Origin of the sequence: Gluconobacter sp. GP1 (genome assembly GCF_032913585.1) — a bacterium.
Lineage (GTDB): Bacteria > Pseudomonadota > Alphaproteobacteria > Acetobacterales > Acetobacteraceae > Gluconobacter > Gluconobacter cerinus.
Window position 1 is genome coordinate 522133 of record NZ_JASGXC010000003.1, and the last position, 13623, is coordinate 535755.

Below are 13623 nucleotides of genomic sequence, written 5' to 3' on the forward strand. Positions count from 1 at the left end.
TCGGGTATGCAGGCAGACAGCATCTGGTTGCCTTGTTTTTGCAGCGCCGGGTCTCTCAAGCTGAGGAGTGCTTTTCCCCATGGTGCCGTCATCTGTAGCTATCGCCCTATTCGTCAAGAATGAATTTTCTGACATTGCAGGATGGATTGCCTGGCACCTCGGGCTGGGAGTGAAAACCCTTTTCATTTTTGATGATCACTCCACAGACGGAACATGGGAAATCATCCAGGCTGCGGCCAAGTCTTTTAATATTCGTGCTTTTCAAACCGACCCGGTAGCAGAACCCGATTTTTACTGGCGTCAGCGGAACTGCTTTATGCAGGCTGCTGAAATGGCCAAAGGTCATTATGCCTGGCTCGGATTTCTGGACGGCGATGAATATGTTTACTTTCGTCATGCAAACAGCCTTCCAGAATTCCTTGAACGCTTCCCCCATGCCGATGGGCTCGCGTTAAGCTGGCGTATTCAAGGGAGCTCCGGACGGGTCGTTCGCCCCCGTAAAATGACAGTCGAAGCCTTCACTCAGCATTCGACACCGGAATTGGGCGACAATGTTCTCGTCAAGAGCTTTGTCAGACCGGAATGCATGGGCGACACGTATCATAACCCACACTGGTTTGACGTCCCGGCAGAACGCTATGTCAGACCCAATGGGCAGTATGTTCCTTCAGCGAATGCCGTGCAGGAAATTGACTGGGAAGATGCTTTTGTCCTGCATTACATCTGCCGCAGCATGGAGCATTACATCCAGCGCATCAAACGCCGCCTGAATGCCGATCTCAGTGACAGTCTCGGCTATTGGGACCATTTTGATCGCAATGATGTCGAGGACTTTGAGCCTCTTCGGTTTATCCCGAAAATTCGCCCGATCCAGGTCAGTATTAATCGAAATATGGTCGCGCGGGCTATTGAGGATTTAAGAAAGCAATATCCTCCCACAGTAGCGATTTCAGATTACGAGGGTGAAATACTGGAATCCCGTGTCTTCAGCATTCACTCTGCATATTTTGAGACACAGCTCTGTGTTGATGCCAGTACGGGAGATGTCTGCCACGCTTCTCCTGCGGTGATGTCCGAACGTAGCTTGTTACCCGTGTATGGTGCCGTTTTCGCTGATACGCCCGATTTGATTACGTTCTTCGTGCGCGACGGTGTGCATGTCGAGCACAATCGTGCGCTAAAGGTTTTTGGAGACGACAGGGTTTTCAGTGAACTGACTTATCAGATTGCGAAAACCATACAGGACAAGCCTGAAGGGACAGCGCTGAGAACAACTCTTTCCGGCGAATACCTCTGCTTCATTCTTCCTCATGATGGTATCGGACAGGTAGAAGCTAATCGCAGACAGGCAAAGGACTGGGAAGAAGCGTCACTCAGGCCCGAGTTTAATGTCACTTATAGCTGGCAGAGAATGACGGCACCTTTACCAACATCTGAAAAGATGACGTTTGATTCTTTGATCACCTGGCTTCGGAATGAAAAAGATGCTCCAAGCATCTATCTTTTCCTGAAGATGATCGCTCTTCTATCACCCAGTGATCGCGAGAAACTTCATAGACATGTCCCCGGACTTCTCTGGGGATTTATTTGAAATCGAAAATACCGGGCCAAGGGATCACTCACCCAAGGCCCGGGATATAAAAAGCTGGTTTTAGGCTGAAACCGGCACGTTCCGAAGGAAAGCTACGCTTTCCACACAGGCCGCAGCAGCTTCACGGCCTTTGTTCTCAGCGTCTTCCCGTGAACGGGCAACAGCCTGTGCTTCGGTGTAAGTTGTCAGGATACCAAACGCGACCGGCACTTCCGTTGCGAGCTGAGCCTGCATGATACCGATGGTGGCACCCAGCGAGATAAACTCGAAGTGGGCAGTGTCTCCCTTGATGACGCAGCCGAGGCAGATCACGCCCTCATATTTGCCCGATTTGGCCAGTCGCTGGGCAAGAAGCGGCAGCTCAAACGCGCCAGGAGCATCATAGACGTCCACATCCGTAATGCCGCGCTCTTCCATCCATTCGAGCGCCCCGTTCTTCAGTCCACCTGTGATACCAGTGTTAAAACGGCTGACGATGATCGCCATTTTGGGGGCTGGAGAAAGGCGCAGGTCAGGGGCGACGGGAATATGCTTGCTCATGCGGGCTGTTCCTGGAGAAAATGGCCCATCCGCGTCCGCTTGGTGGCGAGATAGGCCCGGTTAAAAGGGTTGGCTTCAATTTCCAGTCGCTCGCGGGACTGCACATCAAAACCGAAGCGAACAAGATTGGATTCCTTGTCCGGATTGTTCGTCAGAAGGCGAAGGGACGTGACGCCCAGATGCCGGAGCAGGTCAGCGGCTGCATCCCATTCACGGGCATCCGCCGGCAGGCCCAGAGCCTCGTTTGCCTCTACGGTGTCCATGCCGCCATCCTGAAGCTCATAGGCCCGGATCTTGTTGGCAAGGCCAATGCCCCGGCCTTCATGACCGCGCATATAAACCAGCACGCCACATTCAGAGGCCGAGATCCGCTCAAGAGCTTCCCGAAGCTGAGCGCCGCAATCGCACCGCAAAGACCCCAATGCGTCACCCGTGACACATTCTGAGTGCAGTCGAACCAGCGGGGTTCCCTGAGACGGATCTCCCTTCACGAGAGCCACGTGCTCGACACCGTCTACGGCCCGGAAAGCATGGATCTTCAGATCATGGCCACCGAAAATGCTGGGAAGAGCAGATACAGCCACCATTTCACCGGCAGCAGGGACTGGTGTGCTGATCAGTTGAGCATCATCCACGGAGCCACGCCCGTGCTCGAGGCACCACTCCTGCAAGTCCGCAATACTGACGACTGGCATTCCATGTTTTGCAGCGAAGCGGCGTAATTCGGGCAGGCGCATCATGCTCCCGTCGTCCGCCATGATTTCGCAGATCACGCCCGCAGGCTCGAGGCCAGCGAGGCGCGCAATATCGATCGACCCTTCCGTGTGACCGTTACGAGCAATCACACCCTCTGGATGCGCGCGCAGGGGAAAGATATGGCCCGGCGAGATGACATCGGCTGCTGTTGCGTCAGGGCTGGCAGCAACAACGATTGTCCGGGCACGGTCTGCGGCCGAAATGCCAGTGGTTACGCCTGTTGCCGCTTCAATGGAGACCGTGAAGGCCGTGCCGCGCGGGTCACGGTTGCGGCTGACCATGGGGGGTAGACCAAGACGGTCCACCTGCTCAGCTTCCAAAGGAAGGCAGACCAGACCCCTCGCTTCACGCACCATGAAATTGATGGCTTCCGGTGTGGCGAACTGTGCCGCCATGACCAGATCGCCCTCATTTTCACGGTTCTCGTCATCAACCATGACGACCATGCCACCTGCGCGAATGGCTTCGATGGCAGCTTTCAGGGATGGCTTCATGACGCAACCTTTCCAAGTGTAGGCGAGAAGCGCAGCAGGTTTTCGACGTACTTGGAGAGTACATCGACCTCCACGTTCATGCGTGTTCCGACTGTAAGGGACGAGAGGTTCGTATGGTCCCAGGTATGAGGGATGATTGTCAGACCAACCTCAAATCCGGACTGGTTTCCCCGAACAACATCATCATGCAGTTCGTTAACCGTCAGGCTGATCCCATCGAACGTGATGGAGCCTTTTTCCACGACATACTGACGCAGGGCCTGTGGGACGAAAATGCGGAGGGCGTAAGAATCTCCAGATTTTTCGACACTGGCAAACGTCGCAACATTATCGACATGTCCCTGCACGATATGCCCGGACAATCGGGTATTGGCTGCGACCGCACGTTCCAGATTGACGCGAGACCCGGCTTTGAGCTGCTCCAGAGGTGTCCGGGAGAGAGTTTCGCCGCTCAGGTGGAATGTTGCCACGCCAGCCGCATCGAACGTCTCAACCGTCAGACAGACGCCATTCACTGCGACGCTTTCGCCTAGCTCAAGATCCGGAAAGCCCGTCTCGACGGTCAGGTCCATGGCCTTGTCACGGAGGGATACGGCTTTGACAGTACCCAGACGCTCTATGATTCCAGAGAACATGCGCTTTCCCTCAGCAGTCGTAGCGGGCTCTCGTCCCGCGATTGAAGTTCAATGTGATCAGTGTCGCCGTCTTTGCGGATGGTCAGCCAGTCGTCCCATAGACCAGCGTCGGACACTGTTTTCAGAAGGGATGGACCGGCTTCCACCATGGCCCAGTTCACGCCGCGCTCGGCCAGCATGGCGGGTACGGAGAGAAGGTCAGGACTGACCAGAACCGTGAACCCGGCCTGTTCCATCCCGTTTTTCCAGTCTGCGGGCAGACGCCCCTGCCGATCACACACCACAAGAAGGCGTGGGCTGCGATCCGCGTGATCCGCTACCCGACGCACTGTAAAGCGCGGCTTGTCAGCCAGAACTGTACCGATGCCCGTGATGATGGCATCGGTGGCGCGACGGAGACGATGAGCCAGCGTCAGCGAGGCTTCGGACGTGAACGTCGTCTGTCCCATCGGCGGAATCATCGTACCATATGAATCCAGAGCCTGCTTGACGCTGATCCACGGACGATGACGAACGACACGGCTCAGGAAAGGCGCCAGAAGGGCACGGCAATCGCGCTCAAGATCAGCCATTTCCGGGACATCCGAAAGGAATGTCACGCTGCGCCCGTTCGGCATCTCCCGCAGCCGCTCTGCGCCGCCTGCAGCCTGCGGATTAGGATCAGCAACGCCGATCCAGACATGCTCGACGGGACTATTGCGCAGCGCTTCGCTGCAGGGAGGTGTACGCCCCGTATGATTGCAGGGCTCAAGCGTCACAATGGCGGTGCGCACATCGCCCAGGACACCGGCATCGCGAGCCTGTGCAAGAGCCATTGCCTCCGCATGAGGCTGCCCGACCCTCGGATGAACGCCGATGGTAAGAACACGACCTTCTGCATCGAGCAGTGCGCATCCGACAGACGGATTGGGAGAGGTTGCTCCCAACGTGTCGGCCGCATGGTCAAGGGCCAAGCGAAATCCTGCTCGGATCTGGCTTGCGCTCGCTGCGCTGGAAAAGGTGGTTTGTTTCAACAAGGCTGCGGTCACGGTCCCATTATTCGGGACGTTCGCAGGGCGCACGCCGCCCTCAGCCGATGCTCACAGTAGGAAAGTGCGAAGATGCACGCTCCTCCCACCCGAGCAATCGGGCAAGTGCTGCGTTCTCTCTCATCCGGACTATGACCGTCGGCTCCGGAGTCTCACCGGATCTGCTTGACCCTTCCTATCCATGGATAAGAAGGCGCTCGCGGGCTTAGGAGGGATCAAAATCCCTTCAATACCGCCGGTGGGGAGTTTCACCCCGCCCCGAGAACGTCTGTTCAGGCAGGAATATGAGACCGGGAAATCACAGATTACAAGTGGAATCGAACACAAAGAGACGTGAAAACTGCTTATGTGTCATATTTCGTGATCTTGTAGGTTTTCTTAAGCCCCATAGAAAAAGCCGCCAGAGAGAACTCTGACGGCTTTTTTTACTGTTCTCTCTAAGGAGAGACAGCAATCAGTGCGTGGAAGCATCCGTGTGACGCTGAATGGCATCCTGCGTTGCGTTCGCACCGCGAGACACATTGTGGCCCACGGAGCTGACGTCCTGACCAGCACCCCGAACAGTGTTGCAGGCCGAGAGAGAAACGGCGGCACCAGACAGTAGCGTCAGGGAAAGTGCAACACGGGCGACGGACTTGATGGACATTGGGTATAACTCCTTGAAGAAGCGTTCGATATCGAAACGCTATTCGCGGAGGAAAGTTCATCCGCGAGAAGACGTTTGTATGGCCCGATTGTTTCAAAATGAAACAGCGCTCGACCGCATCTTTCCAGCGTCCCGTTCCGGTTAGCCCAAGGTGAAATCCGCCAGTTCATCTGCAAGTTTCTCCGGGTCAGGGATACGGTAGTTCATTTGGAAACCACTTCCAGCCCCGACAGGCTCCAGGCCAGAACTATCGTACAGATAGCGGGCATGATTGTTGTTCGCCTTATCGACCAGACACTGGTTCGCCCACATATCCGGGCTATGTGCCAGCGTCACAACCCTTCGCTGAGGGAAGAAGATGCTCGTATGAAGACAGGCATCATTATAACCAATCACCAAGGGATTTGAGGCCCAGAGCTTGAGCTGATCCCGGAAAGTCATTTGGCTGGGATAAACAGTCCCTATTCCCTTTGCTCTCAATGCCGCCGTCAAAACGGACTCATTTTCTACCCTCACGTTGCCCTGAGAGAGCTTCTCCTGTGAGAAAAAGAGAACGCGTCCCGGGTGATCCTGCGCGCCTTCGGGTAAAATCTTTCGCCCGATGCTGTGAGCCAGATCTGCGAAGACATCATGAACGAGTGACAGCTCTTCAAATACAGCCGCTGCAACGGTGATCCGTGGAAAGCGCGCAGGTGACAGAACCTGCATGAAGTGATCTTCAGTCAGATCAAGCGCCGTCACGATCGTCCGAAAATAGCTTTGTGCCATCAGTTGAGCGAGAGGCTGCGGGCTGCTGAAAACAAGCTTCAGCCGTGAGCGTGCGTAGGGAGGAAGACTCCACAGACGGGACAATACGTTGGCAAAAAAATAGAGGTAGGACGGATTAATGTTTCCAAGGAAAAAATAATCGAACTTGTCGCTCAGGACTGGGCAATCCGAGAGGTCAGGGTAGTCCCGGGAGCAGAGAGGTGTGTGGAGTGAGCCCGCGCCCGTATAGAGCATCGCCTCAGGAACGCTTCGGCCCGAAGGTTCGAAAAGTCCCCACTGCGGGGCCGTTCCAGGCGGGACAAAGACAGCATTCCTGACGTCCCGCTTGCTTGGGAGGTCCTGAATCAGAAGTCTCCGGCCAACAAAACCCGTACAGTCTTTCAGGGCCATATTCCGACCTTTCCTGAAGCTTGAAGCAGCCTCCAGCAGGCCGCGCAGACAGTTCTTGAATGTGTTTCGCTTGCATCGGTCAGCACATCAAGCCCAACTTCCGTGCAAAGAATGGCTCAGAACTGATGACAGCAGGGGGGTGCGCTGTTAGAAAGCGCGCAATTCTCCCCCTGACGGATACCAGACGAGGCCGTTTCATGAAGATCGTTGCCTGCAACAGTAATTTGCCGCTGGCTCGTGCGGTAGCGAATGAACTACGGCTGCCCGTGTGCAAAACCGTGGTCAAGCGCTTCGCGGATGGCGAAGTCTTTGTCGAAATTCAGGAGAACGTCCGCGGTGAGGACGTTTTCGTGGTGCAGAGCACCTGCATGCCGACAAACGATCACCTGATGGAACTGCTGGTGATGCTGGACGCGCTGCGTCGTGGATCTGCCCGCCGGGTAACGGCTGTCATGCCGTATTTCGGATATGCCCGTCAGGATCGTAAATCCGGCCCGCGTACACCGATCAGCGCGAAGCTGGTTGCCAACCTGCTGACGGAAGCCGGCGCCAACCGTATCCTGACGATGGATCTGCACGCCATGCAGATCCAGGGGTTCTTCGATATTCCGACGGACAACCTGTACGCGGCTCCGCTCTTCGTGCGGGACCTCAAAACGCGCCTTCCGGACCGGGAACTCATGATCGTGTCTCCTGATGTTGGCGGTGTTGTCCGCGCACGTCAGCTTGCACAGCGTCTGAACGTTGACCTGGCCATCATCGACAAGCGCCGTGAGCGCGCCGGCGTGTCAGAAGTCATGAACGTGATTGGCGATGTCTCGGGACGGTATTGTGTGCTGGTAGACGACATTGTGGACAGCGGTGGATCACTCTGTAACGCGGCCAATGCTCTCATGAGCCGCGGCGCGGAAGGCGTGGAGGCTTATGTCACTCACGGCGTTCTGACTGGTAATGCCTGCGAGCGCGTGAAAAACAGTCCCTTGAACATGCTGACCCTGACGGACAGCATCCCTGCTACCCAGGCGCTGCTCGATACGCCAAACATTCGCCAGATTACGACTGCTAATCTTCTGGCTCGCGCCATGAGCGCTGTTGCAGACGAAAGCTCGGTTTCCTCTCTCTTCGACTAAGCTTTCCCATCTCTGGAGGTTTCATCCATGCCGAAGATCCTGACCAAGCCTTACTGGTATCTCCGGCACGGTGAAACGGATTGGAACCTCAGAGGTCTCTCCCAAGGCCGAACAGACATCCCCCTGAATTCTAAGGGGCTCGCACAGGCCGTCCGAGCAGGCCAGATTTTCGCGGATCTGTTCCGGAAGGGAGAAAATCCCTTCGATCGGATTATCGCGTCTCCCTTATCTCGAGCTCTTGTCACGGCGGAACATACACGCAATGCCATTCGAGAGAGTGGCGGCCCTGACCTGCCTTTGATTATCGATCCGGAGCTCAAGGAAGTCTGCTTCGGAGTGCAGGAAGGGCAGCCCATGGGGGAATGGTACGATCCATGGATCGAAGACGGCTATACGCCCGAAGGTGCTGAAAGCTTCGTTACACTCCAGGCACGCGCTGTAGGGGCTGTTAACCGAGCGCTGCAAGCTGACGGAACCCCTCTCTTTGTCGCGCATGGTGCATTGTTCAGAAGCCTTCGCGCAGGAATGAGCCTGCCAGTCAATGTCCGTTTGCCAAATGCCGTTCCTCTGCATCTGACACCAGAGGTTACAGGATGGACAATCCGCGCATGTCTGCCGGAAATAGCTCAATAGTCTTTCTGCGGATCTGACGCGGGCAAGGTTATTGCCCCTTGTGCAGAGGCGCAGGGACAATTAGGGCAGGAAGGACTTTGATTTACAAATCGGAACCTTTCTTATGATGCGTATGCGCTTTCTGGTGGCATTGACTGCATTCAGCAGCCTGGTTGCCCCAGCCTTTGCCCAGCCTCAGCCAGAGCCGCTCCCTCTGCCTGCCGCCATCCCAGACCCGCAGGACAAGCCTTTTCCCGGCGCTCTGACGGTTGCTGTTGATGCGACAGACACGGCCCATCACGTCATGTCCATCCATGAAACGGTTCCCGTTCCGAAAGAGGCTGTAGAGAAGGGCGAACTGATCCTGCTGTATCCCATGTGGATTCCGGGCGATCATTCCCCGACAGGCGTCATTGAGCAGCTTGCCAGCCTGAAAATCCAATCAGGTGGCAAGACGATTCCCTGGAAGCGCGACACGGTCAATATCGCTGCGTTTCATATTCCCGTTTCAGCTACGACCCCCACGCTCGACGTCCATTTCCAGCTTCTGTCTCCGGTTACGCCGGGTCAGGGCCGTGTCGTCATGACGCCATCCATCGTCAATGTTCAGTGGGATCAGGTTTCTCTATATCCGGCTGGGTATTTCACGCGGGATATTACGGTCAAACCAAGCGTTCTGGTGCCGCATGGATGGCAGATTGGCTCCGCTCTGCGCGCCGCTGCTTATGGCGATGAAACCCACTTCAATGCAACGACCTATAATACGCTAGTCGACTCCCCGATTTATTCGGGCCGATATTTCCGTAAGTTTGATCTGACCGGGCCGGATCATGTCCCTGTCGCACTCAATGTTGTTGCAGACGATGCAGAGTCCCTGAATGCAACGCCGCAGCAGATTGAAGCCCATAAGAACCTCGTCAAACAGGCTACGGCTCTTTTCGGTTCCCATCATTATGACCATTACGACTTCCTGCTCGCTCTGACGGAAGAGTTGGGCATGATCGGGCTGGAGCATCATCAATCCAGCGAAAATGCTGCTGCTCCAGGATATTTCACGGAATGGGACAAAACGTTCCCTGAGCGTGATCTGCTCGCGCATGAGTATACGCATTCCTGGAACGGCAAGTATCGTCGCCCGGCTGATATGTGGGCTCCAAACTTCAATGTTCCACAACGCGGCTCCCTGCTCTGGGTGTATGAAGGCCAGACCCAGTATTGGGGGAATGTTCTTGCAGCCCGTTCAGGACTTGTGACGAAGGATCAGGGCTTCGAGGCGCTGGCCTATATGGCAGCAACCTACGAAAACCAGACAGGCCGCCTGTGGCGCCCGCTGGAAGACACCACCAATGACCCCGTTATTGCTCAGCGTGCCCCTCTGTCATGGCGCGACTGGCAGCGTTCGGAAGACTACTATGTGGAAGGTCAGCTTGTCTGGCTCGACGCAGATACGCTGATCCGCAAGCTTTCCAACGGGCAGAAATCTCTGAACGATTTCGCGAAGGCCTTTTTCGGCACGAATAATGGGAGCTTTATTGTCAGCCCCTATCAGTTCGATGAAGTGGCTTCGACCCTGAACAGTATCCAGCCATATGACTGGGCCAAATTCCTGCATGATCGTCTGGACACCATCCGGTTGCATGCTCCACTGGATGGCCTGACAAACGGTGGCTACAAGCTTGTCTACACAGACAAACCAACATCATTCATCAAAGCATCGGAGGCCGTTCGCCATAGTGTGGATCTGACGTTCTCGCTTGGAATGAGCGTCACGCGTGATGCCAAGACGGCGCGTGTTCACTGGATGAGCCCGGCATACAAGGCCGGCCTGGCGTCAGGAGAGACAATCCTGGCCGTCAATGACATGGCTTACACTGGGGACCGTTTGCGTCATGCCATCGCGGATGCGCAGAAAGACCCGAAGCAGCCGATCAGGCTTGTGGTAAAATCTGGCGAGCATATCAGCACGATTTCCATCCCATATCATGATGGCCTGCGTTACCCGCACCTAGACCGTGTGAGTGGCACACCTGACTATCTGGGCGCGATCTACGCTCCCCTTTAAGCTGCCCCGATTTACAGCATGAAAGACCTTTTCAGAGTTCCCAGCGAAGGGGGCTCTGGAAAGGTTGTCCCGTCCTCAGAAAGCTCTGAAGACGGGTGCTGTGAGGCAGGTCAGAGAATATGTTCGCCAAGGATGCCGCGGCTCAAGAAAGAAACTGCCGACTTGGAGACGTCATCAAGCGCTGTAAGAGCATTGATAACCAAGCCATCAACTTGCTCTGCGGTTTCGCAGGAACGCTTTAAGTCTTCAAGACTGGTGATACGTCCAAGGTAAACACCTGCATCACGCACAAACTGTGGGCACTCAGCGATGTCCACGAGCTTCAAATTGAAGCTTTCCCATGCAAGCGCACGGATTTTACGAATATTATATGTTCCGTCCGGAGCAAAACCTAAATATCTATGGGTTCTTGGATGGGAAATAGAAATGGACCCATCTTCGTTATTCCACACCTTATAAGTCAGTACTTTGGTAACGCGAGAGTCCCCATTGACCCTTAGCTCTTCTCCACTTGACGTGAATACGTGAACATATTCACTTCCTTCACAGTAGATTCCAATTAACGGAATTCCATTTTCAGAATCTGTAGACAGCTTACCGTCGACAGATGTCAGCCTGTGGCCAAAGTGATTTTCAATATGAAAGGCGACAAAAGAGCTTCGACCATCGAAATGTTCGCTCAGTATTTTTCCTGGAGTTGTATGAAATGAAATCCAGTTATGCGCGATTTCGTGAGCTTCTGCCTTATAGGCAGGCTGGAACACAGGAACATTGGGGGGTGCAAGGATGCTCTCAAGCTGAGTTATAAAACAGGATGAGGTAGAGCGTAAAACGCGTGCAATCGTATGTGTCTGCTGCGAGACAATATGATCCATCCACTTATAGAAATCACGAATGTAATCGGCAGATATAGTGCTCTCGATAGCATTATATTCTGGATTATTCACGACAGTATGAAGCGGGTCGTTCACATCTCTGCGGACGTCTTCCAGATGGCGATCCCGGTTAATATAATGTTCCAGAGACCTGGATTGGTAGTGAATAAGACGTGCGCCCTTCCATGTCGGAATATTCCGGGTGAAACCACCGCTCGGAGATTCCCACTCAACAGGCAGACCTTCACTGTCTACACTGGAGCCGTGAACATCGACATTATGGACCTGATAAACCGACCTCGACAACCGATCAGGACGGAATATAACTTTGGTATGCCGGTTCCAGAAAAGCTCATTACTGCCCGTTCGGGTGTAATTCATAAATGGAACGCCTTCTGGACGGCTAACATATCCGTTTGTTCCAACACAGCACCAATTAAACGCAACGAGCGATGCATCGCCTTGTTCTGACAGATAAGATTTTATATTTTTCCCATACAGATCGAGATATTCGTCTGCATCGAAAAGCGCAATCCAGTCAAACTCATGACCATATCGAATGACGGCATCATTATAAGCACGAACCTGACGCACATTATGAATGTCGCGGTTAACGGCGTTTCTCATATAACGAATATCAATTCCGCCCTGCATGGAAAGAATTACTTCTTCCGTTGCATCATCAGAGAAATCGTCATAAATAATTAGAGTATCGAAACCTAACGCCTTATACCACGCTGCCCAATAAATAATTTCTGTTTGTTCATTTTTTACAACCAGACATACTGCAACCTTCATGTCTCATACTCCCACTTAGACAGACGACAGCATGAAGGGTTTCTTACTGTCTCGCCAATTTTAACCCAGACTTAAGTATTTTCAAGACCTGCAAAATTAATTATTAATAAATGCTCAATTAGTACCAGATCGAGCACCTACCTTAAGCGTTCTGTACGTTAAACCAGGTTTTCAACCTGCGAATTGCCTCTTCAATCAAATCAGTTGAGAGCGCAAAACTGAAACGTATGAAACGGTTCCCATGAACAGGGTCGAAGTCTACACCGGGCGCCGTCGTGACCCCCGTTTCCAGAAGAAGCTTACGACAGAACGACAGGCTATCTTCTGTGAGATGCCCAATATCCGCATAAATATAAAATGCACCGTCCGGTGGTGCGATATGCGTCAGGCCGAGCGCGGGCAGAGCTTCAAGAAGCAGATCGCGGTTTCGCCGATAGGTCTCAATATGGCCATCGAGCTCCTGCCGACAGTCAAAAGCAACCAGTCCTGCATGCTGACTCAGCGCCGATGGTGTGAGGAAAAGATTTCCCATGCGCGCCCGGGCAGCATCTATCTTGTCGGATGGCACAATCAGCCACCCCAGCCGCCACGGAGCCATACTGAAGTATTTTGAAAAGCTGTTGACCACAAGCGCATGTGGGTCATGTTCCAGAACACTATGGGCGGGCTCCCCGTAGCTCAGACCATGATAAATCTCGTCTGATACAATCCGGATCCCACGGGCCTTGCAGACATCAATGATAGCCTGCAATTCACTGTCTGGCAGAATTGTTCCCGTTGGATTGGCTGGACTGGCGATAATAAGACCGTCTGGGGCAGGCTCCAGTTCGGCCACAGCTTTTGCCGTCAACTGGAAGCGTTCAGCTTCTCCGCAAGGCATTTCCACCGGCACCATATGTAGTGTGCGGAGCGTATTGCGGTAAGCAACATAACCCGGTCGCGCGAGCGCAATACGCTGCCCAGGCACAAAACAACTCGTCAAAGCCAGGACAAGCGCCGGGGAGGCGCCGCAGGTCAGGATTACCTGCTCTGGCTGAACGGCGACGCCGTAGGCCTCCTGGTAATGCCGGGCAATACGCTCCTTGAGCGGCTGGCTTTCCCAGTATCCCATGGGATCTGTCGCCAGAATATGCTGTGCCCGTTCAATGGCTTCCTTTGGCGCACCAGTGGAGGGCTGACCAAATTCCATATGAATGATGCTGCGCCCCTCCGCCGCAAGCTTGTGAGCAAGCGCACTAATGGAGATGGCGTGAAACTGGTCAATGTCCGGAACGGGCATGGGAAACTCGGTACAAAAC

12 protein-coding genes and 1 riboswitch are annotated in these 13623 nt (G+C 54.2%); of the genes, 4 read left to right on the plus strand and 8 right to left on the minus strand.

Annotated elements, in window-relative coordinates:
* The first annotated feature begins 79 nt into the window (after window positions 1-79).
* Entirely contained in the window at window positions 80-1591 is a 1512-nt protein-coding gene (locus R5H23_RS10495) for a glycosyltransferase family 2 protein (protein ID WP_211508089.1), read from the plus strand.
* Window positions 1592-1651: 60 nt separating this feature from the next.
* Here R5H23_RS10495 and ribH read toward each other — a convergent pair whose 3' ends face one another.
* The 6 genes from ribH to R5H23_RS10525 form a co-directional block, all read right to left on the minus strand.
* Window positions 1652-2131: a 6,7-dimethyl-8-ribityllumazine synthase gene (gene ribH / locus R5H23_RS10500; RefSeq protein ID WP_086633270.1), complete on the minus strand. Its 480-nt coding sequence runs from the start codon at window positions 2129-2131 to the stop codon at window positions 1652-1654.
* Window positions 2128-3381: a 3,4-dihydroxy-2-butanone-4-phosphate synthase gene (gene ribB, locus R5H23_RS10505; protein WP_317215382.1), complete on the minus strand. Its 1254-nt coding sequence runs from the start codon at window positions 3379-3381 to the stop codon at window positions 2128-2130. The genes ribH and ribB overlap by 4 nt, the downstream gene beginning before the upstream one ends.
* Entirely contained in the window at window positions 3378-4016 is a 639-nt protein-coding gene (locus tag R5H23_RS10510; protein WP_064275216.1) for a riboflavin synthase, read from the minus strand. Before R5H23_RS10510 ends, ribB begins: the two co-directional genes overlap by 4 nt.
* The gene (gene ribD / locus R5H23_RS10515; RefSeq protein ID WP_408874350.1) at window positions 3998-5032 is read right to left on the minus strand and encodes a bifunctional diaminohydroxyphosphoribosylaminopyrimidine deaminase/5-amino-6-(5-phosphoribosylamino)uracil reductase RibD; all 1035 of its coding nucleotides are present in this window, start codon (window positions 5030-5032) and stop codon (window positions 3998-4000) included. Before ribD ends, R5H23_RS10510 begins: the two co-directional genes overlap by 19 nt.
* Before the next feature lie 120 nt (window positions 5033-5152).
* Window positions 5153-5314: riboswitch (FMN riboswitch) on the minus strand.
* A 184-nt stretch (window positions 5315-5498) separates the two neighbouring features.
* Complete coding sequence (locus R5H23_RS10520) at window positions 5499-5690, minus strand: entericidin A/B family lipoprotein (RefSeq protein WP_046900458.1); 192 nt, start codon at window positions 5688-5690, stop codon at window positions 5499-5501.
* A 141-nt stretch (window positions 5691-5831) separates the two neighbouring features.
* On the minus strand, window positions 5832-6848 hold the full coding sequence (locus tag R5H23_RS10525) for a glycosyltransferase family 61 protein (protein WP_317215384.1): 1017 nt from the start codon (window positions 6846-6848) through the stop codon (window positions 5832-5834).
* A 197-nt stretch (window positions 6849-7045) separates the two neighbouring features.
* On the opposite strand from R5H23_RS10525, the gene R5H23_RS10530 reads away from it, so the two are divergent.
* The 3 genes from R5H23_RS10530 to R5H23_RS10540 all read left to right on the plus strand — a co-directional run bounded on the left by R5H23_RS10530 (window position 7046) and on the right by R5H23_RS10540 (window position 10652).
* Window positions 7046-7978 carry a ribose-phosphate pyrophosphokinase gene (locus R5H23_RS10530; RefSeq protein ID WP_211500568.1) on the plus strand — a complete coding sequence of 311 codons (933 nt, stop codon included), beginning with the start codon at window positions 7046-7048 and terminating at the stop codon, window positions 7976-7978.
* Window positions 7979-8005: 27 nt separating this feature from the next.
* A complete protein-coding gene (locus tag R5H23_RS10535) occupies window positions 8006-8611 on the plus strand; it encodes a histidine phosphatase family protein (protein WP_317215385.1) in 606 nt (201 codons plus the stop codon).
* A gap of 103 nt (window positions 8612-8714) precedes the next feature.
* Window positions 8715-10652 carry a peptidase M61 gene (locus R5H23_RS10540; RefSeq protein ID WP_317215386.1) on the plus strand — a complete coding sequence of 646 codons (1938 nt, stop codon included), beginning with the start codon at window positions 8715-8717 and terminating at the stop codon, window positions 10650-10652.
* 110 nt (window positions 10653-10762) lie between these two features.
* Here the strand turns inward: R5H23_RS10540 and R5H23_RS10545 are convergent, their stop codons facing one another.
* On the minus strand, window positions 10763-12325 hold the full coding sequence (locus R5H23_RS10545; RefSeq protein WP_317215387.1) for a glycosyltransferase family 92 protein: 1563 nt from the start codon (window positions 12323-12325) through the stop codon (window positions 10763-10765).
* A gap of 142 nt (window positions 12326-12467) precedes the next feature.
* Window positions 12468-13604, minus strand: a complete 1137-nt coding sequence (locus R5H23_RS10550; protein WP_317215388.1) for an aminotransferase class I/II-fold pyridoxal phosphate-dependent enzyme — start codon at window positions 13602-13604, stop codon at window positions 12468-12470.
* Window positions 13605-13623: the final 19 nt, after the last annotated feature.

Coding starts and splice junctions, on each gene's coding strand:
- R5H23_RS10540 (WP_317215386.1), top strand. CDS start 8,715: ATGATGCGTATGCGCTTTCTGGTGGCATTGACTGCATTCAGCAGCCTG.
- R5H23_RS10510 (WP_064275216.1), bottom strand. CDS start 4,016: ATGTTCTCTGGAATCATAGAGCGTCTGGGTACTGTCAAAGCCGTATCC.
- R5H23_RS10530 (WP_211500568.1), top strand. CDS start 7,046: ATGAAGATCGTTGCCTGCAACAGTAATTTGCCGCTGGCTCGTGCGGTA.
- R5H23_RS10520 (WP_046900458.1), bottom strand. CDS start 5,690: ATGTCCATCAAGTCCGTCGCCCGTGTTGCACTTTCCCTGACGCTACTG.
- R5H23_RS10545 (WP_317215387.1), bottom strand. CDS start 12,325: ATGAAGGTTGCAGTATGTCTGGTTGTAAAAAATGAACAAACAGAAATT.
- R5H23_RS10525 (WP_317215384.1), bottom strand. CDS start 6,848: ATGGCCCTGAAAGACTGTACGGGTTTTGTTGGCCGGAGACTTCTGATT.
- R5H23_RS10495 (WP_211508089.1), top strand. CDS start 80: ATGGTGCCGTCATCTGTAGCTATCGCCCTATTCGTCAAGAATGAATTT.
- R5H23_RS10550 (WP_317215388.1), bottom strand. CDS start 13,604: ATGCCCGTTCCGGACATTGACCAGTTTCACGCCATCTCCATTAGTGCG.
- R5H23_RS10535 (WP_317215385.1), top strand. CDS start 8,006: ATGCCGAAGATCCTGACCAAGCCTTACTGGTATCTCCGGCACGGTGAA.
- ribH (WP_086633270.1), bottom strand. CDS start 2,131: ATGAGCAAGCATATTCCCGTCGCCCCTGACCTGCGCCTTTCTCCAGCC.
- ribB (WP_317215382.1), bottom strand. CDS start 3,381: ATGAAGCCATCCCTGAAAGCTGCCATCGAAGCCATTCGCGCAGGTGGC.